Origin of the sequence: Humisphaera borealis (assembly GCF_015169395.1) — a bacterium.
GTDB classification, from domain to species: domain Bacteria; phylum Planctomycetota; class Phycisphaerae; order Tepidisphaerales; family Tepidisphaeraceae; genus Humisphaera; species Humisphaera borealis.
Map to the genome: position 1 here is coordinate 2673835 of NZ_CP063458.1, position 23594 is coordinate 2697428.

At 63.1% G+C, this 23594-nt stretch carries 20 protein-coding genes; 9 read left to right on the forward strand and 11 right to left on the reverse strand.

Going from position 1 to position 23594, the window contains the following annotated elements; genetic code table 11:
• The first annotated feature begins 84 nt into the window (after nucleotides 1–84).
• From IPV69_RS09970 to IPV69_RS09980, 3 genes are all read left to right on the forward strand, one after another.
• Nucleotides 85–2211 (forward strand): outer membrane protein assembly factor BamB family protein, encoded by a 2127-nt coding sequence (locus IPV69_RS09970; protein ID WP_206294961.1) that lies wholly within the window; start codon nucleotides 85–87, stop codon nucleotides 2209–2211.
• 34 nt (nucleotides 2212–2245) lie between these two features.
• Nucleotides 2246–3031, forward strand: coding sequence for a hypothetical protein (locus IPV69_RS09975; RefSeq protein ID WP_206294962.1), 786 nt, complete (start codon nucleotides 2246–2248; stop codon nucleotides 3029–3031).
• Nucleotides 3032–3307: 276 nt separating this feature from the next.
• Nucleotides 3308–3718 (forward strand): PilZ domain-containing protein, encoded by a 411-nt coding sequence (locus IPV69_RS09980; RefSeq protein ID WP_206294963.1) that lies wholly within the window; start codon nucleotides 3308–3310, stop codon nucleotides 3716–3718.
• A 23-nt stretch (nucleotides 3719–3741) separates the two neighbouring features.
• On the opposite strand, the gene IPV69_RS09985 is transcribed toward IPV69_RS09980, so the two are convergent.
• From IPV69_RS09985 to IPV69_RS09995, 3 genes are all read right to left on the reverse strand, one after another.
• Nucleotides 3742–6168, reverse strand: coding sequence for a hypothetical protein (locus tag IPV69_RS09985; protein ID WP_390884402.1), 2427 nt, complete (start codon nucleotides 6166–6168; stop codon nucleotides 3742–3744).
• 119 nt (nucleotides 6169–6287) lie between these two features.
• Nucleotides 6288–6977 carry an IclR family transcriptional regulator gene (locus IPV69_RS09990; protein ID WP_206294965.1) on the reverse strand — a complete coding sequence of 230 codons (690 nt, stop codon included), beginning with the start codon at nucleotides 6975–6977 and terminating at the stop codon, nucleotides 6288–6290.
• A gap of 172 nt (nucleotides 6978–7149) precedes the next feature.
• The gene (locus IPV69_RS09995; RefSeq protein WP_206294966.1) at nucleotides 7150–9303 is read right to left on the reverse strand and encodes an FAD-dependent oxidoreductase; all 2154 of its coding nucleotides are present in this window, start codon (nucleotides 9301–9303) and stop codon (nucleotides 7150–7152) included.
• Nucleotides 9304–9448: 145 nt separating this feature from the next.
• On the opposite strand from IPV69_RS09995, the gene IPV69_RS10000 reads away from it, so the two are divergent.
• A complete protein-coding gene (locus IPV69_RS10000) occupies nucleotides 9449–10576 on the forward strand; it encodes a histone deacetylase family protein (RefSeq protein ID WP_206294967.1) in 1128 nt (375 codons plus the stop codon).
• Here the strand turns inward: IPV69_RS10000 and IPV69_RS10005 are convergent.
• Both IPV69_RS10005 and IPV69_RS10010 read right to left on the reverse strand, forming a co-directional pair.
• On the reverse strand, nucleotides 10557–11393 hold the full coding sequence (locus IPV69_RS10005) for a response regulator (protein ID WP_206294968.1): 837 nt from the start codon (nucleotides 11391–11393) through the stop codon (nucleotides 10557–10559). The genes IPV69_RS10000 and IPV69_RS10005 overlap by 20 nt on opposite strands.
• Before the next feature lie 162 nt (nucleotides 11394–11555).
• Nucleotides 11556–12473: a universal stress protein gene (locus IPV69_RS10010; protein WP_206294969.1), complete on the reverse strand. Its 918-nt coding sequence runs from the start codon at nucleotides 12471–12473 to the stop codon at nucleotides 11556–11558.
• A 354-nt stretch (nucleotides 12474–12827) separates the two neighbouring features.
• On the opposite strand from IPV69_RS10010, the gene rpsP reads away from it, so the two are divergent.
• The 5 genes from rpsP (at nucleotide 12828) to IPV69_RS10035 (ending at nucleotide 16311) form a co-directional block, all read left to right on the forward strand.
• Nucleotides 12828–13142 carry a 30S ribosomal protein S16 gene (rpsP, locus tag IPV69_RS10015; protein WP_206294970.1) on the forward strand — a complete coding sequence of 105 codons (315 nt, stop codon included), beginning with the start codon at nucleotides 12828–12830 and terminating at the stop codon, nucleotides 13140–13142.
• 167 nt (nucleotides 13143–13309) lie between these two features.
• On the forward strand, nucleotides 13310–14020 hold the full coding sequence (trmD, locus tag IPV69_RS10020) for a tRNA (guanosine(37)-N1)-methyltransferase TrmD (protein ID WP_206294971.1): 711 nt from the start codon (nucleotides 13310–13312) through the stop codon (nucleotides 14018–14020).
• A 223-nt stretch (nucleotides 14021–14243) separates the two neighbouring features.
• Nucleotides 14244–14669, forward strand: a complete 426-nt coding sequence (gene rplS / locus IPV69_RS10025) for a 50S ribosomal protein L19 (RefSeq protein ID WP_206294972.1) — start codon at nucleotides 14244–14246, stop codon at nucleotides 14667–14669.
• Nucleotides 14670–15032: 363 nt separating this feature from the next.
• On the forward strand, nucleotides 15033–15431 hold the full coding sequence (locus IPV69_RS10030; protein WP_206294973.1) for a YraN family protein: 399 nt from the start codon (nucleotides 15033–15035) through the stop codon (nucleotides 15429–15431).
• Between the two features lie 121 nt (nucleotides 15432–15552).
• Nucleotides 15553–16311 (forward strand): TatD family hydrolase, encoded by a 759-nt coding sequence (locus IPV69_RS10035; protein ID WP_206294974.1) that lies wholly within the window; start codon nucleotides 15553–15555, stop codon nucleotides 16309–16311.
• Nucleotides 16312–16371: 60 nt separating this feature from the next.
• On the opposite strand, the gene IPV69_RS10040 is transcribed toward IPV69_RS10035, so the two are convergent.
• The 6 genes from IPV69_RS10040 to IPV69_RS10065 all read right to left on the reverse strand — a co-directional run bounded on the left by IPV69_RS10040 (nucleotide 16372) and on the right by IPV69_RS10065 (nucleotide 23265).
• Nucleotides 16372–17376 (reverse strand): hypothetical protein, encoded by a 1005-nt coding sequence (locus IPV69_RS10040; protein ID WP_206294975.1) that lies wholly within the window; start codon nucleotides 17374–17376, stop codon nucleotides 16372–16374.
• Between the two features lie 192 nt (nucleotides 17377–17568).
• On the reverse strand, nucleotides 17569–17733 hold the full coding sequence (locus IPV69_RS10045) for a hypothetical protein (RefSeq protein WP_206294976.1): 165 nt from the start codon (nucleotides 17731–17733) through the stop codon (nucleotides 17569–17571).
• Between the two features lie 227 nt (nucleotides 17734–17960).
• Complete coding sequence (locus IPV69_RS10050) at nucleotides 17961–19049, reverse strand: tRNA-queuosine alpha-mannosyltransferase domain-containing protein (RefSeq protein ID WP_206294977.1); 1089 nt, start codon at nucleotides 19047–19049, stop codon at nucleotides 17961–17963.
• Nucleotides 19050–19274: 225 nt separating this feature from the next.
• Nucleotides 19275–20912 (reverse strand): glycine--tRNA ligase, encoded by a 1638-nt coding sequence (locus IPV69_RS10055; protein ID WP_206294978.1) that lies wholly within the window; start codon nucleotides 20910–20912, stop codon nucleotides 19275–19277.
• 372 nt (nucleotides 20913–21284) lie between these two features.
• The gene (gene rpsT / locus IPV69_RS10060) at nucleotides 21285–21587 is read right to left on the reverse strand and encodes a 30S ribosomal protein S20 (RefSeq protein ID WP_206294979.1); all 303 of its coding nucleotides are present in this window, start codon (nucleotides 21585–21587) and stop codon (nucleotides 21285–21287) included.
• 232 nt (nucleotides 21588–21819) lie between these two features.
• Complete coding sequence (locus IPV69_RS10065) at nucleotides 21820–23265, reverse strand: tetratricopeptide repeat protein (RefSeq protein WP_206294980.1); 1446 nt, start codon at nucleotides 23263–23265, stop codon at nucleotides 21820–21822.
• Nucleotides 23266–23594: the final 329 nt, after the last annotated feature.

Genomic DNA, 23594 nt, shown 5'->3' on the forward strand with positions numbered 1-23594 from the left:
AGGGTGGGCTTCAGCCCACCGGTGGCATTCGACGACCGGCCGTGTGCCGTTTCAGGGAATGCTTGTGAACAGAGGTCGATGGCCATGGAAGACCAACAGCGCGGTGAACACAACCTGTCATCGAACACGGCGCGGTGGGCTAAAGCCCACCCTACAAGTGCGCGCACCAGCTTGAGGCGGCGCGTTGCCCTTTGTGCCGCCGCGTCGCTGTGGCTCTTCAACGTCGCGACCGCACAGGCCGATTGGGTTACCCATCGCGGCAATAACCAGCGTACTGGCAGCATCGACAACCAGCCCGGGCCGGCCGCACCCAAGGTGCGGTGGGTGTACAAAGCCGCCGAGCACTTCATCGCTTCGCCGGTGCCGGCTTCGAAAGCCGTGTACGTGTCAGGGCTGGGCGCGTTCAATACGGCACAGTTCCATGCGCTCGCCCTCGACGGCGACGCCCCGGACCGACAGCTTTGGGTCAAGAGTTCGCCGTTCATCAAGTTGCCGACGGTGTCGTCCCCTGCCATCGCCGGCGATCTACTGGTCTTTGGCGACGGCATGCACCAGACCGACGGTGCGGCGCTCTACTGCCTGAACGCGGTCACCGGCCGGCCGGTCTGGCAGATGGCGATGGAGGGCAAGCTTGTTCACATGGAAGGCGCGCCCGTCGTTGCCAACGATCGCGTCTACATCGGCGGCGGCGAGGCGGGTGTGCTCTGCGTCGGCCTGAAGCGGGCGACGCTCGACGGGCAGGAACTCGACGTCACCGAGGTGAGCAAGCGCATCGAAGCCAAAGCCTCCGAGTTGCAGAAGGCGTACGAAAAGGCGAAACAGACCGATCCAGACTTTGCCGTTCCGCCGGGCGACGACGCGCTGCCCAAGGCCGCGCCCAAAACGCTCTGGCACGTGAAGGACAAGGGCTGGCACGTTGATGCGCCGCTCGCCGTCGCCGGCGACAAGGTGCTTGTCGCGTCGGCATACATCGACTTCGACAAGGTCGGCAAGCGCGTCATCGCGGCGATCAATGCCGAGAACGGCCAGCCGATCTGGGAGACGCCGATCGACAGCAATCCCTGGGGCGGACCGACGGTCGCCGGCGATCTGGTCCTAGTCGGTTGCTCGAACATCCGCTTCGACCGCAAGACGATTCCGGAAGGCAAGGGCCAGGTCGTCGCGATCGAGCTTGCCACCGGCAAGATCCGCTGGAAGCGCGATGTTCCGGGCGGCGTGCTCTCGAGCGTCGCGATCGATGGCACACTGGCCGTCTTCGCGAGCACCGACGGCAAGGTCCGGGCGCTGAACGTCGCCGACGGCAATCCCAGGTGGGAATACACCGGCGGCCAGCCCTTCTTCGCCGGCACAGCAATCTCCGGCGGGACGGTCTACGCGGCCGATCTTCAAGGCGTGCTGCACGCCGTGAACCTGGCCGACGGTCAGAAGAAATGGACGCTGAACGTCGTCTCCGATCCGTCGGTGCAAGCGCCGGGCATGGTGTTCGGCTCGCCGGTCGTGCACGGCGGCGAGGTGTTCCTGGCGACCAACAACATCGAAGGCGAGCATGCGGACCTGCCTTCGGTGGTTGTGTGCGTGTCCGACAAGCCGCCGTCGGCATCAGCCCGGCCGATCGCGCAGATCTCGGTGGACAAGGCGGCGGGCACCATCCGCATTCCCTGCCGTATCGCGCCGCGGAAGTTGCCGAACCTCAAGGAGGTTTATCCGCTGGAAGTCGTCGCGACGTACCCCGCCCCGCTCGGCCAGAAGGCTCATGAAACGGTTCTGAACTTCGACGTCCGCCCGAGCGATGTAGCCCGGGCACTGCAGGACACCTTCGGACTTTCCCCCGGCACACCCAGCCGCAGCGAAGACCAGCCGGGATCGGGGCCGGAGCTTTCGATCGCCGTGGAAGTCGCCGGCTTTGGCGGCCGAGCGATGCAGGTGCCGCTGGAAAAGGCGATGGTCGACAAGCGGACCGGCAAGCCCCTGCCGCGGCTCAAGTGGCTTTTCACAGGTTCGGTGGTTCGCCAACCCGACCCCAATAAGCCCGACAAGGTTTACGGTGCCGATCTAACCGGTACCCTGATTTCGATTTTTCCGGTGACCGATGAGACCGTGTTCCAATCGAGCCTGACCATGAAGGAAGCGGCGCTGCTGAAGCTCGACATCAACCGGAATCTGCTGCCCCCGGAAGGCACTGAAGCCACGCTGGTGATTCGGGTCAAATGAGCCGTCGGTCACCCGTCCCACGCAATAGCATCACATGCGATACCTACGCATCATCTTTGTGTCTCTGATCGCCGTCGGCGTTTGCGGCGGCGTGTACATTGGCCTGACCCTTGGTCTGGCGGCGTATGTGTCGTACAGGACCGGCAGCGTCGCGACGGCGGCAACAGGCAACGCTCCCGGCGCGACATCGCCGGCGGCCAACCCTGCGGCTGAGACCCCCCCGTCGGTCACTGCACCGGTGCCGGCGATGGAGGACGCCGCAAGCCTGCTGCGCCGAACCTGGCTGAGCCCAAGGCAGGGTCTGACCTCCGCTGCGCCCTTCGTCAATTCGCCGGTGGAAGGCAAAGCGCGGATCGTCGGAACGCCGTTCCGTCCCTGGCTGCCGACCGCCACCGAGGCGATTCGGCCGCGGCACTACACGATCGAAAAGGCATTTGTCTCAAAGCCCAGGCCGCTGACGGAAGCCATGCCGATTCCAATGCAACTGATCCTGGCACCGCCTGAAGCGATCACCTTCCCCGCGCTGCCGCCGGTACGTGTGATGTCACCGGAGTCGGATCGCATCCGGCTGTCGAGTATCGCAAGCGATCGCAATGGCGAGTTGCCATCGCCATTATTCGATACGACGATTCGGTCGGGCGAAGCAATGCTCCTGGCGAAACCCGCGCCCGGCCGGTCGGGCGCGGCGTCCCCGGAACGACTCGGAATCCCTAGTCCGACGCCCTACGACGCCGGGCCAACCCGTACGGCATTACCGGAAGAAACCATTCCGATGGCCCCGCCGGATCGACCCGAAACGATTCGTTTCACCGTAAATTAGCAAGAACTGCCCCGTTTCTTGTGCTCGAATGACCAAAGCCGCTCCCTTTCGGGGCGGCTTTGTTTAAGGGTTTTCCTCGCCAAGTCATGCGACTGCCTCACGCATCCGATTGTCTGAACAGTTGTAGACCTCACGTCAGTTCCCACGATCGGACTGACGGATTAACCACAGGTCGTGAAGTTCACGTAGTCGTTCGGAACGCACCATCAGAACTCGGGAGGGCTGGCACCGGCCAGGAGGCTGCGGGACGGTCCGCGCAATGCCCTGGAGTTGGGAATGATGTTGACGGTGGAATTGTTCGAACAGATCGCGACGGCGCTCAAGGCCGATCGCGGATCGGCCCGTGATCAGCGAGGCGGCCCGCGCGTCGGCCTGCGTACACGGGCGAAGATCTCCCCGATGCTTCTCGGCGATAAAGGTGCGCAGCCGGTCGATGTGTGGGTTCGAGATCTGTCGATGAACGGCATCGGACTGACCGCGAGCCACGCACTGCCCCAGGGCAGCACATTCAGCATCACGCTGCCCACCAAGGCCGGCGAAAAAATCGTCCTGACCTACAAGGTGGCGCACTGCACCCAGGCATCGTCGACGGTCTTCGTGATCGGTGCGTCGCTCGAACAAAGTATCGAGGACGTCACCAAGGCATCCCGGCCGGCGCCGCGGCAAGCCCAGCGGCGGTCCGCCTGACCGATCGCGCTCAGGGCGTCCGGTCATTCGTAGGTGAGGATCGCCGAAGCCTTGGTGTCTTTGTCCGCGACGAAGCGAACCCATGCCGCCTGGAAGTTGGGCGGGAAGGCGTGTTCGACTTTCGCCGACGGCGCGACCTCCAGTGTCTTGTAAGGCGTCCAAAGCCCGTCGCCGGTCAGGTCGATCTCAATGCGCACCGACACCGCTTCCTTGCCCGACTGCGAGAGGGTCAGCCGGCGACTGTCGTAACCCTTGAACAGGTACGGGTCGGAAGGTTCATTCGCCTTGACCTCCGAATCGCTCCAGGGGCCGCCGATGCCGACCGGTTTGCCGAGCTTCCAGAGATCGTCCACCACGCCGGCCCACACCGCCGCCTTCCCGTCCTCTGAGCGGATGATGTGCGGGTCGTTCGCGGCACCGGCAATGCCGGTCAGCACGAGCAACCCCCGGTAGGTGCAGTAGTCGAAGATCGCACGGTTGTGCGTCGCCACCGGACGCACCTTGCCAAACCCGCCGGCATTCTCGGCCGGCAGCTCATAGAACGTGCCATGGGCGTTGAACAGATCGCGCTCGGTGCAGACTTCACGGCAGATTCGGTACTCGCCGCTCGAAGTCAGCCGGTCGAACGCCGCATCGCCCTTCGGCAAGCGGAAGCGTCGGCCTTTGTCGTCGGTGTAAAGGACGGACGATCCCTCCACCTTCAGCACATCCTTCGGAATCGCGACGTTCTTTTTGACGTAGTCGTGCGCGGTGTTGTCGTCGACCTTGATCAGCTTCATGTCAACGCCAAGCTCGTAGTACCCGACGTCGCTCACCGAGTCCCCTTCGACCTGCATCGCCGCGACGTGAAGCGTTCGCTTGTTTTCGCCGCGGGCGCGGATCAGGCCGGCGGAGTAGGTTTTGGCGTCTGGCGTGGCGATGGCGGCGAACATCGGATCGACGACGCCGGCCTTTCGCGGATCGTTGTTCGTGTAATGAAACATCGCGGTCGCCTTGACGACGTCGCCGTGCGGACGGATGCGGATCCACTCGGCCTTCTCGGCTTCCGGGAAATCCACCCAGGCATAACCGCCTGCGGGCACGGTTACGCTGCGAAGCGCCTTCCACGCCCCGTTGCCCGCGGCATCGACCTCGAACTCGAACGTCACCGGTTCGCCGGTGCCGTGCGACAAATGCAGCGCCCGGCGGTCATAGCCGGCGAACAGGAAAGGGTCCGACCATTGGCCGGCCTTGACGTCTTCCTTCAACCAGACGGCGCCATTGCCGATCGCCGGACCGAGGTCGTCGAGTCGACTGGGATCGATGAACCAGAGGTTCGACTGGCTTTGGCCGGGTCCGATCAGATTGCCCTTGGCCTTGCGTTTGTTGAGGAACTCGCTCTTGGCGGTGTCGTCGCAGCCGAGAACGATCTTGTCACCCCAGCGGGCAAAGTCGCCGACGACCTTGAGGTAGTTCGACCTCGGGCGAATGCCGGCGGCGGTGGCGGCGGTGAACGTCCGCGGGAACTTCCAGAACGTGCCGTGCATCGTCATCAGCAGATCGGACTCGCCGATGTCCCGAATCCGGGGCCATTCGGTGTTCCAGCCGTGCGCGCCGTCGTAACTGTGGCTGGCCTTGGGCAGGCGGTAGGTCGTCCACTTGCCGCCGTCCAGCATCATGAGGATGAGCGACCGGTGGTCCCAGCCGATCGACCAGACAGGGTCGCTGTCGGGCTTGTCATTGCCGTAGATGCCGCCGGGACCGGTGACCTCGGTGAACTGGTTGCGGCGGACGATTTTCCAGTCCTTTCCGCCGTCCCATTCGGCCAGCACACCCGATTCAATGTCGGGGCGTTGCTGGGCGAGGGGCGAAAGCTCACCATTGTTGGCGTAGATGAGTCGGCCGAATCCGCTGTAGGAGCCCTTGCCGTGGTATCCCGGCAGCAGATCGCCGCCCTTGTTCTTGGTGCCGTTGCCGTCGGGAAAGAGTTCTTTTGCCGCCAGCGTCTTGACGTCCACCTCGTAGACGCCTTCTTCCATCGTCGTGTAGTAGATCTTGCCGGCGGGGTCTGACAGGTGTCGGGCGTTGGCGGTGTGGCGGCCTGGCATCTGCGTGTAGGGAATCACGCGGACCTTCCGTTCGCCGTCGATCACGTAGGGTCCGATGAAGAGCTGGTTCGACTCCCGGTGGATCATCCGGTTGGCAGGCGTTCCGCCGATGCTTTCGGGGCGAACGGTCTGTGTCAGGTCGGCCGTGATCTCATACAGCTTGTCGCTGGACCCCTTGGGCATGTGCGGGGCGTAGGTGATCACCCAGAGGCGGTCGGCGAACGGAACCACCGCGCCGGTGCCGCACTCGCCTTCGTTGTTGAACATCGCCAGGTGCGGGTAGATGCCGGAATAGCTTGGACGTGCCGGCACGGGCGTCTGAGCGCCGGCGGGAATCGCCAGCACGAGCGTGAGGAGGGCCATGGCCCGCATCAGAGCGGGCCTGATCCTGGAAGACCCGATCGTGTCGCCCGGGTGCCGCACAGAAGGTGCAAGCGTGGGTCGGGCGGGATAGGTCTGCTTGGTTCGTTCGAGTGTTGTGTTCATCGATCCTCCTCCAGGTACTTGCTTGGATTGATTGTCGAGGCAGCGGCGACCAGGCGATGCGCAAGGTCGGCATGCTGGTCGGGGGCGATGGGGCCTGACAGTGCCAGTGCCGCTTCGGGCACATGGGGCAGCGCGACACCGATCGACCAGATCTCCTGATCCTGCTTTAACTGCTGAAACGCCGTCGCATAAGGGCGCGACCGCGTCCGTTTCAGCTCGGCGAGCAGCGACTTGATTCCGCCGGGGAAGCCGGGAATCTCGTTAGCCGTCGCGTAAAGGGCGCGCACGGCATCGTCAGACTGCCTTGCGAGCAGGGCCATTCCGATGCCGGACCGCGACGCGGGATAAGTGCCGACGCGGCCGATGCCGTCTTCAAGCCTTCGGGGCGCCCGGCCATGAATCAGGTACGACACCTGATCCCGCCAAAGCACACCCAGCGCGACAATAAGGCCGGTATCGCGAAGCGATTCGATTGCCGGTAGCGCGGCCGGCAGCAGCCCCGATGCCCGCATTGCCTGGGCCGAAAGCACGTGAAGCCCGGGCCCCGCGCGGTATTTGCGGTGCTCGTCCTGCGTCAATAGGCCGCTAAGCGCCAGTGACCGCAGCAGACGATTGGCTCGCGCCGGCTCGATGTCCAACTGCCGCGCGCATTCGCGTGAGCCGAGCGGGTGGTTGGACGCGATCACCGCCTGCAGGCAGCGAATGCCGTCGGTAAGACTGAGATTGGGCGCAACAGCGGGCCGAATGATTCAATTATTGAATCAATTTGCAGCAGAACTGTCAAGGCAATTCACGGAAGGTGCGACACCGGCTGCGTCCGCATGCACAGAGGACAACGCGCTTACACGCCCCGCCCCCTTACTTCGCCACAAACTGCACCGCGTCGATTAACACAAAGCCGTCGGTTCCAGCGTTTGAGATGACCACGATCGCCGGCTTGTCGGCTGCGAACTCGAACTCTCCCACCGACTGCCAGACGCCGTCGATCTTCGCCTTCTGCCTTTGGTCCACCTTCACTTCCGTTTCGCCCCCGGCGTGCGCCACCTTCACCGGCACGTTGGTGGCTCGGTTCCTGTTCTGGCTGTAAGCCACCCGCACTTCGTACTTCCCCGCCGCCGGCAGCTTTGCCTGGAACGTTGCCGAGCACTTGCCTTTGGAATCGTTGGCGTCGTGCCTATACCCGGTGGCGACGAACGGGCCGATGAGCGAGGCGGCCGTCCAGTCCCCCTCGAGCTTCGCCTGGTCGTCATCCACCACCACACCGGGCAACGACTTGATGTCGATGCCTTTGGCTCCTTCGCCTGATCCGCCGCGCTTGCCGGTCCATTCCAGCACTTGCTTGTCCTCCAGCAGCTTCGTCCGCAACTTGGCGTAGTCGACGTCCTGCACGGCTTTGCCGTCCTCGATCGCGTGGATCGCCGCGGTTGCGCACGTCTGGCCGAGCACCATGAAGACCGGCTCCATGCGGATGCTGCCGTAAGCGATGTGGGACGCGCTCAGGCAGATCGGCACGAGCAGGTTCTGGCACTCGTCCTTCTTCGGCGTGAGCGAGCGGTAGCTGATGGGGTACGGCGAGGGAACGCCGACTTCCACGTTTCCCTCGTTGCGCACATGACCGGCGGCATCGACATAGCGCTGCTGGTTGTGCGAATCCATGCCGTACGCTCCCATGCCGACGGCGTCGGGGACGACTTCCTTCCCCACGCAGTTGCTCTGCGTCATGACGTGTGCCCCGACCATCCGCCGGGCCTCGCGGACATAGAGCTGTTCCTGCCAGCCGCCGCGCTGCACGCCGTCTTCGTTGAACTCGTCTTTACACATGCCCCAGCGGGCGAACTCCCTGCGCATCTTTTCCGGTACGCGCGGGTGGTTCGCGAGCGTCCACATCAGTCCCTGCTGATACAGCCGATGCTGGGCGACGATCTTCTCGCGTTCTTCGTAGCTCGCTTCGGGGTAGGCGTAATTCTGCCCGATGAAGTCGGTCGAGAAGCCGGTGCGGTTGTTGGTGTCGGTCTTACGATTGGGCATGCTGGAGTTGATCCACGCCATGCCCGTTTCGCCGGCTTCAAAGTTGCGCAGCATCAACTCGTACCAGGCATCGACGTAGCCTTCGGGCTTATGGAACGGGATCCGGTTCTCGTCCTTGTCCGTCAGGCACATGCGGAAGCAGTAGGCCTGCACGCGTTTGTCGGCGGCACCTTCTTCGCCGGGGCCGTTGGGATCGATGTGCGGCAGCAGGCCGCTGGCCTTGTCCCCTTTGACGACATACGGATCGATGCCCGGCTTGAGCTGGTGGTTCTTCGAGTTCTTCACCTGAACGCCATTTAAAGTCTCCCCGTACTGGGCGTTGGCTTCACGTCCGACCGTGTAACTGACGCCGGCGGCAGCCAACAGGTCGCCTTCATAAGTGGCGTCAATGAACATCTTGCCGGCGAAGGTCTTCCCCGATTCCATGGTGATCGCCGTGATCCGCCCGCCGTCCTTCTGTACGCCGGTCTTGCGGTTCAGCCGTTCTCCGAAGGCGACGGGGATCTTGTTGTCGCGCACCCAACGGTTGTAGATCCGCAGGGCGACCGACGGTTCGAAGGTCCACATGGTGTCTTCGCCGTTATCGGTGCGGGTCTGGCCGCCGTCCTTGTATTCCGAGGGTTGCTGCCACTTCCACGCGTCGACTTCCATGTAGCGTTTCTTGACGTCGCGGTAGAACTCGCGGGCGATGCCGCCGATCGCGGCCTTGTTGCCGATGTCGGTCTGGCCGAGCCCGCCGGAGCTGAGTCCGCCGAGGCGCTGGGTGGGCTCGATGACGACCACGGTGCGGCCCATCCGCCGGGCCTGCACGGCGGCGGCGACGCCGCCGGAGGTGCCGCCGTAGACGATCAGGTCGTAGTCTCCGGCCACATTCTCCGCACCAGAAGCGGATGCCTGAGCGGACGCTTTCGGGACAGACAGCGCGATCGCCAGAGTTGTGAACCCGACAATCAACGCTGCTCCGATCACACCAACCTTTTTCATGTCCTGCTCCGTCGTCTTTAAGTGTCAACTACGCGGGGAATTGAGATCTAGAGGTTAGTGTGCCCCATCGGCCAGTGCTACCCGGATTTCCGGCGTAAAACAGCTCTGTCAGTGACACGGGCTTCCAGCCCGTGCGAGCGATGTCATGCGAGCAGACATCGTACGTACGCAACTCGACCACAACATCGCCAGCACTGGCTGGAAGCCCGTGTCACTGACAGAGCCCTATGGCAGATCCAAAACGCGTTACGCCGGCAAACCTCATGGTCATCGGACGACGCCCCTATCTCACCCGGTCTACAATCCGCCGATGTCGGTCGGCCGCTCGCTATTTCTTCGTTGCTTCACGTCGCCGCGCTACTTCGCGCCGCTGCCGCCGGGGCATGTGTTCCCGATGCGAAAGTTCCCGGACTCGGCGGCGAAGCTCATTGAAAGCGGCGTTATCCCCCACACCATCGACCCCGGCGTGATCTCCGACCTCGACCTGCTCCGCGTCCACACCCCCGACTACGTTCAGTCGATCCGCACCGGCCGGTACAACGAGATTACCGCACGCCGGCTGGGGCTGCCCTGGTCGCCGGAGCTATCTGGGAGAAGTCACGCGGCGACGGCCGGCACGCTCGCCGCGACCCGGGCGGCGATGGTCGACGGCATCGCCGCCAACCTTGCCGGCGGCACGCATCACGCCTTCCCCGATCGCGGCGAAGGGTTTTGCGTCTTTAACGATGTCGCGGTGGCGATCCGCGCCCTTCAGCACGATGAGCCTTACATCCAGTGCATGGTCGTCGATCTCGACGCCCACCAGGGCAACGGCACTAACGCGATTTTTGCCGACGATCCGCACGTGTTTACCTACTCGGTGCATGTCGGCAAGAACTACCCCAGCACCAAGGTGCCGGGGAGCATGGATGTCGAATTGTCGCGATGGGCCTCGGCGGACGAGTACTTCGACCGACTGCACGAAACACTCCCGCCGGCGGTTGAACGCTTCGAGCCGGACATCGCGTTCTACATCGCCGGCGCCGACTGTCATGAGGACGACCGCTTCGGCCAGATGAAGCTGAGCACCGCCGACATGGCCGCGCGCGATCGTTACGCGATTAGGTTGCTGCGCGGATGGTCGATTCCGACGGTGGTGCTTTACGGCGGCGGGTACAACAAAGTGGAAGGGATGACGACGGCGTTGCACTGCCAGACGGTGGAGATCGCGGCACGCGGTCTCGGCTCAACCAGCGCGTCCGCCAAGGCGGACCCTACTTCCCGAAATACTTGATCAGCGTCACCTGGTTCCCGGCGTCGTTGTACTTGAACTCGTCCACCATCCCCTTGCTGATCAGGATCCCGAATCCGCCGTCGCGGAGGCCCAGTTTTTCCCGGATCGACATGTGCTGGACCGGGTCTTCCTCGTTGGCGGCGTGAGGGATGTTGTCGGGGTTGAAGCCTTCACCCTGGTCGGTGATCACGAACTTCACGAAGTCCTTCGTTACCTCGTAGCTGACCGAGACCTCAAGGTCCTTGCGGTTGCGGTTCCCCCACTCGACCGCGTTCTGCACCATCTCCAGCACCGCGTAACGGATGCGGCCGACGTCCTCTTCACTCAGCGGCGTCTGCATGAAGAGCTCGCTCAGCATGTCATTCAGCTCTTCCCGCAGCCGGCCGTCGGAGTGCATCTGGAACTGGATCGCCGTGCGAACATTGCCGTCCTGCAGCTTCCGGCGGTGCTCCAGCGTGTGGCGGATTTCGCTCAGCAGGGCGTCGGGCTCGAACGGCTTGGTCAGGTAGCGGTCGGCACCGACACGAAGACCTTTGCCGCGGGCCTTGTCGTCATCGAGGGCGGTCAGCATCAGGATGGGGATGAGGTTGGTATCGCGGCGGAACTTGAGCCGCTGGCAGACTTCAAAACCGTCCATCCCGGGAAGCATGACATCGAGGACGATCGCGTCGGGCGGGCTGTCGGCGACGCGTTCCACGGCCTGATCGCCGTCATCGACGCGAAATGCGTCATAGCCTTCGGTGCGCAAGAGGTCACAAAGCAGACCGCCGAGGTCTACGTCGTCCTCCACCACCAGGATCCGATCGCCTTTTTTCATTTGCCGCGACTTTGTCGACGAGGAAGGATTCGCCTGCGAGACAACCTGCGCCATGGTGCAGAGTGTAAATCGTTACCGGGGCGAAGTGGAAGCGCAAAAGGCCGGATGTTGATCTGGCCATCCTGGGCATCCCGGGGAAACCCAGGACTAAAGACAACGTCGTCAGGATGAGATTCGCACCACTTCCACCGTACAAGGGGCCCGCGAGGCGATCGCCGACGACACGCTGCCGAGCAGGAATCGCTCGATCATGCTCATGCCTTTGGCACCGACAAAAATGCAGTCGGCCTGCCAATGCCCCGTTTCGGTCGCCAGCAATTCACGAACATCGCCGTCAATCACCTTCGGTTTCGCGTTGAGCCCGGCGGCGCGAAGCTCCTGGCAGGCCCGCTCTGCGGTCTGTTGTGCCTGTTTGCGAACATCGACCCCAGTTCCCATAGCACTGGAAAGAATCGACGTGACGGTGCGTAGATCCAGAATGAACAGCACCAGCACCTGCGACCCCGTCGGCCACTTTCGCTGCGCCAAGGCCGAGATTGCGGTCGCCGAGCCGACGGAACCATCGATGCCAAGAACGATCCGCACCGGTGCATCGGCCCCAAGCCCGGCTCGACCCGCAGGGCCACTGCGGGCGATGCGAACAGAGCATGCGGCGTGGGCAACCACCTTCGCCGAAACACTGCCCAGCGCCAGTCGCTGCATCGCCGATTTGCCCTGCGAACCGACGACGATCAGATCCGGCTCCCAAACGTCGGCGAGCTTGATGATCGCCCAGGCGGGGCTGTCGGCGAGCACTTCGTGCGAAACGTGCCAGGTGGCGTTGAGCGTTCGAACCGCTGCTTCACCCGAGCGGGCCAATTCGGCTGCAAAATCCATCGCTTTGTGAGCAAGCGTTCGCGATTCCTCCACCTCGGGCAGGTGCGATGCCGGCGTTGCGGCGACGTCCGTCTCAGACGGAAGGTAGACGTCGGCAATGGTCACGACGCGAACCTGGCTACCCGCCGCAAGCCCGGCCCGGGCGAGATCGGCGATCGCCACATCGCCACAGGCGGAGCCGTCGTAGGCTAGAAGTACCTTCATGTCTGTATCTTAACTGAATGGGGCAATGAATGACGGCGGGCGGAACGACTCATTCCCGGGTGCCTTCACGGGCTAGCCCGCTCAGTGGGCGGGACATGGCTGACGGGCTGCCGGCCCTTGTCAACAGGTCGGTGTTTGATATACTGCACGGCTCGACACCCCCGGCGACGCTTGGTGGCTTTTGCTGCCGGCAGCCAGATTGGCCGCTAAGAGGGGTGTCTCGTCGACTCATTAAAGGCTTGTGCGAACCGAAGTTATCGCGATAGGCGCGGAACCGGGGCCAACGCGATGGTTCGCAGCTCAATTGACCTTCTTGTCGAAGGCGAAGCCGACTCGGATCTTGGAGTGCGTGTCATGGCGGTTAAGCTGCGTTTGAAGCGTATGGGCCGTAAGAATCATTCTTTCTATCGCTTGAACGCGATGGACTCCCGCTCCCCGCGCGACGGCCGGGTGATCGAAGAGCTGGGTCATTACGATCCGCATCACAAGGACAAGGACAAGCAGTTCGTCGCCAATGTCGATCGTTGCAAGTACTGGCTGGACACCGGCGCGATTCCGTCGGAAACCGTCTCGTCGCTGCTGAAGAAGAAGGGCCTGGAACACGCCGGTCTTCGCCTCCCGAAGCCGGGTAAGCCCAAGGCCGCCCCGGCGGCCAAGGAAGCCAAGTAACCAACTCGGACGCCGCTCGCAACGCGCGGGCGGCGTCTTCGTTGCGCCCTGAAAGGGCGGAAATCGGGAGCCAGAAGTCAGCAGTCAACAGCGGAATGGTAGCTTTAGAAGTTCACCCGTCCGGCTTCTGACTTGTGACTCCTGACTCGCGACTTCTGACTCCCGCCATGCCCCTTCGGATTGACATCCTGACCCTCTTTCCGGAGATGTTCGCGCCCGTACTGGGGACGAGCATTCCGAAGCGGGCGGCCGAGAAGGGACTGGTCTCGTACCACACGACACAGATCCGCGATTTCGCGACGGATCAGCACAAGTCGGTGGACGACAAGCCGTTCGGCGGCGGACCGGGCATGGTAATGATGTGCCAGACGCTGTTCGACGCCGTCGAACATGCCGAAGCCCAGGACCCCCGTCCGGCGCGCCGCCTGCTGATGTCGCCGCAGGGACGCCGGCTCGATCAGGCGATGGTGCTGGAACTGGCGGCGGAGCAGCGACTGCTCTTCATCGCCGGGCACTACGAAGGGTTCGATGAGCGGATCATCGACGGGCTAAAACCCGAGGAGATCAGCATCGGCGACTATGTGTTGAGCGGCGGCGAGCTGGCGGCGATGGTGATCATCGACGCGATCGTCCGAACGCTGCCGGGCGCCCTTGGGGCAGAAACCGGCGCCCACGACGAATCATTCGCCGACGGACTGCTGGAGTATCCGCAGTACACGCGGCCGCGGGAGTTTCGGGGCATGAGCGTCCCGGAGATCCTGCTGAGCGGAAATCACTCGAAGATCGCCGCCTGGCGACTCGAGCAACGGAAGCTGCGAACCGAGGCGCGTCGACCCGATCTGTGGTCCGCGTATCGCGATCGCAAAACGGAACAGTGAGCTGTGCGTGCCGTGCGTGAGCCGGCATGATCGCCTGAGCGATCCCGAGCCTGAAAGGCTCGCGCGACCTCATCTGCCGCGACGGTTCCAATGCGGATTCGTCGCAATGTCTGGCTGCTCTGCCGGAAGGACCGGTTATCAGCCCCCCGAACGACACCCGTCGCGCAAGCGATGATCGTCGCCCTGCGGGGTTACAGGTCTAACGACCGGGAGCTATTGAGTCATGGTAAATCCACTTTTGGATCACGCGGAAAAGTCCAGCCTTAAGACCGAAGTGCCTCAGTTCGAGGTCGGTGATACCGTCGATGTCGCGACGCGAATCGTCGAAGGCGACAAGGAACGCATCCAGATTTTCGCCGGTACGGTGATCATGAAGAAAGGCCGCGGCATCAACGCGACCTTCACCGTTCGCCGAATCGTCAACAACGAAGGTGTCGAGCGCATCTATCCTCTGCACTCGCCGTTCATCGCCAGCGTGACCGTCAAGCGCAGCGGCGAGAACCGCCGTGCCAAGCTCTTCTACCTGCGCGACCGCGTGGGCAAGGCAACCCGGCTGACCGAGAAGCGGAAGATCAAGAAGGACGAGCCCGCCAAGGCCGCCAAGCCGGCAGCCGAGAAGACCGAAGAGCTCGCAACGTCTGCGACCTGAGCCAACGAACTTCGATACCGAGTGCATTACAACCCAAGGCCCCGCCGGCAGCAGTTTGCTTTGCCGCGGGGCTTTTTGAGTTGAGGCACCCGCGATGCCAAGGCAGTTGCAGATCGGGAGATCGATTGCCCACAAAGAGTCAGTGGCGGCCCCTTCTCTCCGCCGCAACTCTGCGTAGAATCTCACGACTCCGATGTGCCTCTCATCGAAGCGCAAACGCAAGTACGAGCGCAATGGTATTCCACCGTACGGTCCGTACGAGTTGCCGCGACGAGGCGACCCCGGAAAGGGTCGTCGACCGCGGGACGGCGCCCGGGCTGAAAGTCATGGGATGACGAGTCATTGGATGACGGGTTTGCTGCCATGATGAGTTGGATCCGAAATCTGTTCACACCGGGCACCCCCACCGACGCCATGGGCGATCGCGGCGAGAATCTCGCCGCACGGCATCTGCGGGACAACGGCTACAAGATCATCTCGCGCAACTTCCGCTGCGACGCAGGCGAGATCGACATCATCGCCCGCGACGGTACGACGATCGTGTTCGTGGAGGTCAAGACGCGCTCCTACGACGACCCGACGCCCGAAGAGCAGGTCAACGCGGCCAAGCAGCACAAGCTCACCAAGGCAGGGAAGATTTATCTCAGCCGCTACGGCATCCCACAGCCGCCGGCGAGGTTTGATATCGTCGCGATCGTCTGGCCGCAGGGCCGCGACCCCATCATTCGCCACACCCCGCACGCGTTTCAGGCGACATTTTGAAGAAGTAGACAGGACGCAGTAGGCAGTACGCCGAAAAGAACGGATTCACCCGAAGTGAGCCGTCCGTTGTGCACCGTGCCTCTGTCTTCGCTACGTACTGCACACTGCCTACTATTCCCCAATGCTCGACTCCCACTGTCATCTGACCGATCCCCGCCTTGGTGGGGATCTCGACGCCGTTTTGCGGCGGGCGCAGGCCGCCGGGGTCACGCGGATGATTTCGATCGGCACTGATCTCGATGACGACGCCGCGACGATCGCCGTTTGTCAGGGTCGCGACTTCCTGCGGTGTGCCGTCGGCGTTCACCCGAATTACTCGCACGAGTGCGACCTGTCGCGACTTCCCGAACTGCGAACGCTGCAAAGTGCTCCGAGTGTCGTCGCGCTAGGAGAAATGGGGCTCGATTACCACCACAAGTTCGCGTCCAAGGAGAGACAGCGGGAAGTCTTCGAATTCCAGCTCGACCTGGCCGCAGAGCTGAATCGCCCGATCGTCATTCACAGCCGTGAGGCGATCGACGACACACTGGCGATGATGCGGCCCTACACGGCGATCCGCGCGGTGTTCCACTGCTTCACCGGCACGCCCGCCGAGGCGAAGAAGATTCTGGATCAGGGGTATCTGCTCGGCTTTACGGGTGCTGCGACGTTCAAGAACAACGCCGGCATTCGAGAAGCGATCCGCCTTTGCCCGACCGACCGGCTCCTCGTTGAAACGGACGCCCCGTACATGACGCCGGAACCGATGCGAAAGCAGAAGGTCAACGAGCCGGCGCTGGTGGTCCACGTCGCAGACTGCATAGGCCGGGAGCTGGGACTGTCACGGGATGAGGTTGACCGGATAACGACGGCAAACGCCGAGGCGTTATTCGGGTGGTAACCCGCCCACAATGCAGCCGGGACGGCTGCACCACAACGGCACCAGTTCACGCACAGTCATTTAGACCCCCGCCGCTACTGCCGCAGCCGTCGAGACGCCGTTGGCCTGCTGTCGCAGCACGGGCATCTTCTCCCGGACTTCCTGTGCCATTCGCGATTCGGGGAACTCGGCGATGATCGTCTCGCCGGCGCGAATCGCCTCCGGCCACTTGTGATCGCGCACGGCGTCGCCGAACAACTTGGCGAGCTGGTCGCGGCGTTCCTTGAATACCTGCCGCACGCTCTCTTCCATCCCGCTGGCCTCGGCCGGGGTGAGGTAGGCGTCCAGCTGGCGCAGGATCTCGATGCTGCCGTCGGTATCGTGACGGGCGACGGCTTCCTGCCAGCTTTCGAGCAGCCGTTTCTTGTATTCCTGCCGGCGCCGGTCGATTTCCAGCGGCAGCCCGCGGACCTGGTCGTTGTCGGGGAACATGCTCATGAGCCGCTCGGCTTCACGCAACGCGCCATTCCACTGCTCCGACCGCGTGTGCCGGTCGATCACCTCGACGACCTCCTGGATCTGCCGGCGAACCTGGTCCTGGCGACGGCCACGGACTTCGTCGCGGAACTTGGCCGCCTCGGCGCGATAGCCGAACGCGCTCTCGAACTCGTCACTCAGTCGCAGTGCCGCGTCGAAGTCGCCGCGGTTGATGTCCTCCTGGATGGCGCGGCGGATGGCGTCGCGGTCCTTCTCGCGGAATGCCACCGACTTGGCACGATCGGAGATCAACTGCTGTTCGCTGATCCGCGACAGCAAGCCCACCGCCTGAAAAAGCCGATCTGAGATCATATCGAGCCGGCCGTCCACCACGGCGTGATTCTCGGCGCTGGCGGCGCTGCCCGATGCGGCGATCGCCGCCCAGGCCACGAGCGTTACCACGACGCCCAGCGCGCCGGCGGACAGGATGATCCAGTCGCGGCTCACGGCGACGCGGTAAATGCCCAGCCCGATCAAGACCACCGAAATCGTCAACGCGCCGATCAGCATCAGCAACGCGACCAGGGGGAAAGACTTTCGCGATTCCACAGGTGACCTCTCAAGAGGTGAATTCCGCCGACGACTCAGACATGCGTAACAAACGGCGAGTGAGGTCGGCCGGTCTGCTTCACTCCAAACGAGTGTAGAGAGAAAAGCCGATCAAGGTCAATCAAAAGACGGCCGATACGCGCCACAGCAACGGGCGTGCCGACGGGACAATGCCGCTCAAAAGGAGGGAGATCAGTGACCGCCCGAAGGAGGTGCCCCTTCGGACTGCTGGCTTTCGGCGCGGAGGCGTAGTTGCACTTCGTTCATCCGCCGCTCGCGCTCGTTCCCCATGCAGCGCAGCACCGTCCAGCAGCACAGGACGGATCCGACGGCGAAGCTCGCGAAGGTGAAACTCATGGGCGGGACGACCGGCGATGGCGCGGCCGCACCCGAACGTACTATCGGCAATCCGGACAGATGGGGTTGAGGATCCGCTGGCCGGTAGCGACGATTGGACGCGACGATTCACCCGGTGGGCATTATGGAGCGGGTTTTCTGGCTGCATCGTGGTCCTTACCAACCGGATAAAAGGTCCAGCCGTCGCGATACGTCCGATGCCGCAGCCCACCCGCTCCAACGGCCTGTCAGCCACTGGTCGAATGCCGCGCGACGATCTGCTCGATTCGTTCGTCGATCAGCCGGCATTGGGTGATTGCATCGAACGGCTTGAGCGCCGGCTTGCAGGACGAGGGATCGAATGCCGGCGCGTTGGGACCCAGCGCCAGAGCGAGTCGGTCGGCGAGCGCGTCCGGATCGACCGGGTACAGGCACGCTTTGTGCATCGCGGTCGGCAGCAGTTCCGGGTAGACGCCGCCTTCCGGCAGCATCGGCCGGCACCCTGCCGCCATCGCACGGATCACCTGGTAATCCGAGGGAGCGGCCGGCTTGACGCTCAGCACGATCGACGACGAGAACATTCCGTAAATCTGGGCCAGGTCGTCGTACTCGGAAACCGTCGTGCGCGAGGCCAGCGGGTCGAGCTTATCGACCGGCCCGACAGTGATCAGGTGCATCGGAATCTTACGCCGACGCAACCGGTCGATGAGGGCATTCAGCAGCGGAACGTTGGCGTCGCGCGTCTCGACGAACACATTCCGAGGCTGGCGAACCGGCACCGTCGGACTCGACTCGACTTCATGGACGTGTGAGAGATCGACCGGCGGAAGAAACAGCCTGATTTTCTCGCGAATCTGTGGGATCGGGTCGTGGCTGGAAAGCTCCGGCAGCTTGTCGGCCATCGCGCGGGCGAGGATCTGGAACATCTGGCGGTGGTATGCAGAGTTGAACCAGATCTCCGTTGCCGCCTGACAGGTATTGAAGTTCACCAGGTCGATCGGATTGGCCCCGGGCACGCCGGTTGAACTGTCGGGAAGCTGGTTGTCGTGGAAGTAGACCACCGACGGATAGCCCACCAGGTTGGGCATGAGCTGCATGAGGCTCGCCAGGTTCATCGCCTCGCTGGTGAAGACCAGATCAAGCCGGCCCACCCAGTGACGGCTCAACTGCTCGCTGAACCAGTTAGCCGCCGCGGCAAGCCGACGCTCGATGCGGCGTGGGGGCAGCTTCAGCACCGTCCAGCGATGGCGGCTGTAGCGAACAACCGCTTCGAGCATGGCCCGGCGGACCCCGCCGAAAAACGGCTCGAGGGCGAGAATGTCGAGCTGTCGAGCCATGTTGCAACGTTCAGACGATGCACCAGGACATGCGTGCGGTCCGCAACTCCAAGACGCGCGAGATGAGCCGACGTTTCGCCTGACCTAGCGCAGCGAAAGGGCGGAATTGCCGGCCAACGCCCTTAGGAACGCGCATCGTCTGGGCGCGCCCCGGGCACTTCCATCCTTCCCACAGTTGCGCGCCGAACCCAACAGATTCCTGCCTCGCCCCCATTGGGAACGATCTCATTCCTCAACGCGATCCCGCAGGAAATCCTTCACCTTGTCCAGTCCGATCCGCTCCTGCTGCAGCGTGTCCCGATGGCGAATCGTCACGGTCTGATCCTTTAGCGTGTCGCCGTCCACGGTCACGCAGAATGGGGTGCCGATCTCATCCATGCGGGCATACCGCTTGCCGATCGCCTGCTTCGGGTCGTATTCGCAGGTGAAGCGGTTCCGAAGGTCGAGGTAGAGCTTCTCGGCAACTTCCGGCATGCCGTCTTTGGCCACCAGCGGGTAGATGCCGGCCTTGATCGGGGCGAATTTGGGCTTGAACTTCAGGTAAACGCCGCTCGGCCGAGCCGCGTCAACCGTGTACGCCTCGCAAAGCAGCACCAGCACCGCCCGCGTCAGGCCGCTCGCCGGCTCGATAACATTGGGGATGTACCGGCTGCGGGCCTTGATCTCTTCGGGCGCAATGCCCTGCTCTTTCAGCCGGAGCTGCAGCTCCTGATCAAAGTAGTCGAGCTTCTGCTTCGAGTGCTCCTGATGCTGCGTCAGGTCGTAGCTGCCGCGGTGCGCGATGCCTTCCAGCTCGCCGAAGTCGGGCGCGGTGAATGGGTACTTGTACTCGATATCGACGGTCGCCTTGGAATAGTGCGACAGCTCGTCCTTGTCGTGATCGCGGAACTTGAGATTCTCCTTCGCCACGCCGAGCGACTCCCACCACTTCATGCGCTCGTGCTTCCAGAAGTCGTACCACATGAGCGCGTCATCCGGCGGGCAGAACCACTCCATCTCCATCTGCTCGAACTCGCGCGAGCGGAAGATGAAGTTGCGCGGCGTGACTTCATTGCGGAAGCTCTTGCCGACCTGCGCCACGCCGAAGGGCACCTTGACGCGCGTGGTGTCGACGACGTTCTTGAAGTTCAGGAAGATCCCCTGCGCCGTTTCGGGGCGAAGATAGGCCTTGTTCGCCTCGTCGCGAATCGGGCCGGGATAGGTATCGAGCATCAGGTTGAACGCCCGCGGATCGGTCAGCTTGCCCACTTCGCCCGTCGATGGCGACGGATACGTGGGGAAGAGCCCTTCCCGCGCCGGCGGGTACAGACAGAGGATCGTCCCTTCGAACGGCTGCCCTTTGTAGGACGCCTTCACGGCCGTCACCCCGGCCTCGTTGCGTTCGGCGACTTCGACATTGCGGAGGCCGAAGAGCTTCTGCAGCTTCTTATCCGTCGCGATCATCTCCGCCGCCTCACCCAGCGACGACGCGACGCAGGTCGCCACCGGCACGTCAGCCCCGGCGGCGAACATGCCGAACATGTGATCGGCGCGATAGCGGGAGACGCCGATGTCGTCCACCATCGGGTCGTTAAACCCAGCGACGTGCCCGCTCGCCTCCCACGTCCTGGGATGCTGGATGATCGCCGAGTCGAGCCCGACCATGTCCACCGGATGCCCGTCCGGGCCGATCGGCGGACACAGGACCATCTGCCGCCACCACCAGTCGCGGATGTTGTTCTTCAGCAGGATGCCCAGCGGGCCGTAGTCCCAGAACCCGCGGATGCCGCCGTAGATTTCGCTCGCGGGGTACACAAACCCCCGGCGTTTGCAGAGGGCGACGATCTGTCCCATCACGCTGGATTCGGCTTTAACGTCGGACATGGGGTTCCCTGTTTTCTGTAGGGTGGGCTTCAGCCCACCGCATCGCGTTCGGTAATCGGTTGTGTTCGACTCGTCATTGGCGTCGTGCGAGCGTCTGGTGTCTGGTGCCACGGGTCGGCGGTACCCCGCAGACCCGTGCCGAACGCCCGAAGACACGGGTCTGCGGAGTACCGCCGACCCGTGGCACCGATCCACCTCCCGCGCACATGCTGCGTCCGCCAACGAAAAAGACCCGGCATCACGCCGGTCGCGACCCACATCAACCGGCCCTGCTCGGGTGGCTGCGTGTGATCGGGATCGGCCTAATGCCGGGTGCTTCGACTTCAGATCGGCAATCCTGCCGATCGGCATCCGGATATCGAACGGGCGCGCTTAGGCCTTCGCGCCGCTGGTACCCGCGCCGGCCTTCTTGGCCTTGATCGCGTTGAGCCGCTTGGTCAGCCGGCTCCGCTTGCGGGCGGCGGTGTTCTTGTGGATCGTGTTCTTCGACGCCACCTTGTCCAGACGCTGGACGACCTTGTTCAGCTGCTCTTCGGCCTTGGCAACGCTGCCGGCCGCGATGAGCGTGTTGAACGACTTGAGCTCCGTCTTAAGGAGTTCCTTGCGGGCGCGATTGCGGGCGCGACGCTTTTCGGTCTGGCGGATGCGCTTCTTGGCGGAAAGGGAATGGGCCACGAGTGTCGGTCTCCTAACTTCTAACTTCGTCGCAAGTCTTCAGCCGAACCCATGGAACAGGTCTTCTACCCCACAGAATCGGCTGAAATCAACGTTTCCTCTGCAACGCCCGGCTGGGCGAAAGACGGAACAGAATACCCGAACGACGGCTTTTGTCCAGCCCTCGCGAGGCGATTTTGTCCACGAATGCTCTCGCGTGCGAAGGGAACGCCCTGCGCCGACAACCCCGCACTCAAGTCGTCGGCGACAGCTCCGCCGGCGGGTTCTGCTGGCCCGGGGCCTGCCCGCGAAGCCGCTTGATCCGCTGCTGCACGTCGCGGTAGTTGAAGTTCCACTGCGCCACCTGGCTGTACATCTTGACGGCCGCGGCCACGTCGCCCTTCTGCTCCAGCGCCATCGCACAGTAGTAGTAAATCTCGATCGACTTCTCGTCCCCGCGGACGTTGTAACCAGCGATCGCCTCCTGCAAGGTATCGACCGCCTCGTCCACGAAACCGGCTTCCAGGAACGCCCTGCCCAGCAGGATCGTCACCGTCATCCGGTACTTCGGGTCCATCCGGACCTGCTGGAACACCGGAATCGCCTCGTCAAACCGCTTGAGCTTGTACATCCGCACGCCCATCTCGTAGCGGGCGGTCGAGTCGGTCGGGTAGTTGGCGACGGTCTCCTTGTAGATCTCCAGCTCGCGTTCGAACTTGTCGCGAAGGAACGCCGCATAGTCCTTGCGGAGGTCCATGTCCTTCGGGTTCTTCGTCGCCTCTTCGCGAAGCGACCGCTCCTGCCGGCTGAGCTGCGACAGCGTGATTTCGTTGATGCTCTTCTTGAACTTGTACGCCTTGGTGTCGCGGAACCTCTGCTCCAGCAGTTCGATCGCGCGGTTCTCGTACTCCAGCATTTCGGTCTTCTTCAAAGACTCGATCAGCCGGTTGAAGCGAGCGATATCGGCCGGGTCCTTGGCGTAATCCTCTTCCATTTCGCGGACCAGGCGGGCGCTCTGGTCTTCCGACCGAACGTCCATGTCCTGCCGCATGAGCTTTTCCTGCGTGTCCTTGTCGCGGACGCTGTCGCGGAAGCTGCCGCCCGACCCGTACCCGCCGTCCTTCATCGCCATGTTCGCGGCAAGGTTCTTCGCCTCGTGCGACAGGTCCATGTCGGCAGGCTTCATCCGCTGCATGTGCGTCATGACGTCCGACGCCTCACGATACCGGTGCACCGCGCAGAACGTGTCCTTGAGCACCTTGAACGTCTCGAACGACGGCTTCTTGAGCTGCAGGTTCGCGTTGAACAGGATGCCGCCGATCCAGAGCACGGTGTCGTAACACCCGGCCTTGAGGGCGCCGAGCATGAAGCTCTTCATGTGCTCCATGTTGCCCGGGTCGTACGCGGCCATCTTCTCGTACGCCAGCATGTTCTTCTTCTCGTCCCCCTTGGTCATCTTGGGCTTGTCGAACATGCCGAGCGGCTTGCCGCCACGGCTCTTTCGGATCAGGCCCATCTCGCGCACGGTGATGTGCGTTTTGACCGACTCGGGGTCGTAATTCAGGCCCTGGAGGTACATTTCGATCGCGTACTCGTAGTTGCCGGTGTCGGCGACGGTACGGGCGCGCTCGAAAAAGACTTCCGCCTTCTTCTGGTCTTCCTCGGGGATCTGTTTGTAGCCTGCGGGAACTTCAGCCACGGGTGCCTTCCTAGATGAAGAACCGTCAACCAGTAACGGCGTATCGATCGGCGTGCGGGTTGGCCCCCGACCGCAACAAGTCGGACGCTCTGCCGATCGTATGGTTCGCGATTTCCGCCCGTTATCCTAGAATGCGGCGGGAACGTCGAACTTTACCGACGCCCGAACCGGGCGTCTACGGCGACTGACCTCACAGGCCAACCAAACGCATTTTAGGCGTAAAGACCCTGTGAACCCAAGCGACTTTTTCGGTCTTTGTCGCCCGGTGCGGCAAACGCGACCGCCGGCCCGGCTTATCGGTCCTCCAGACCGCCTTTTGCAGAGCATCG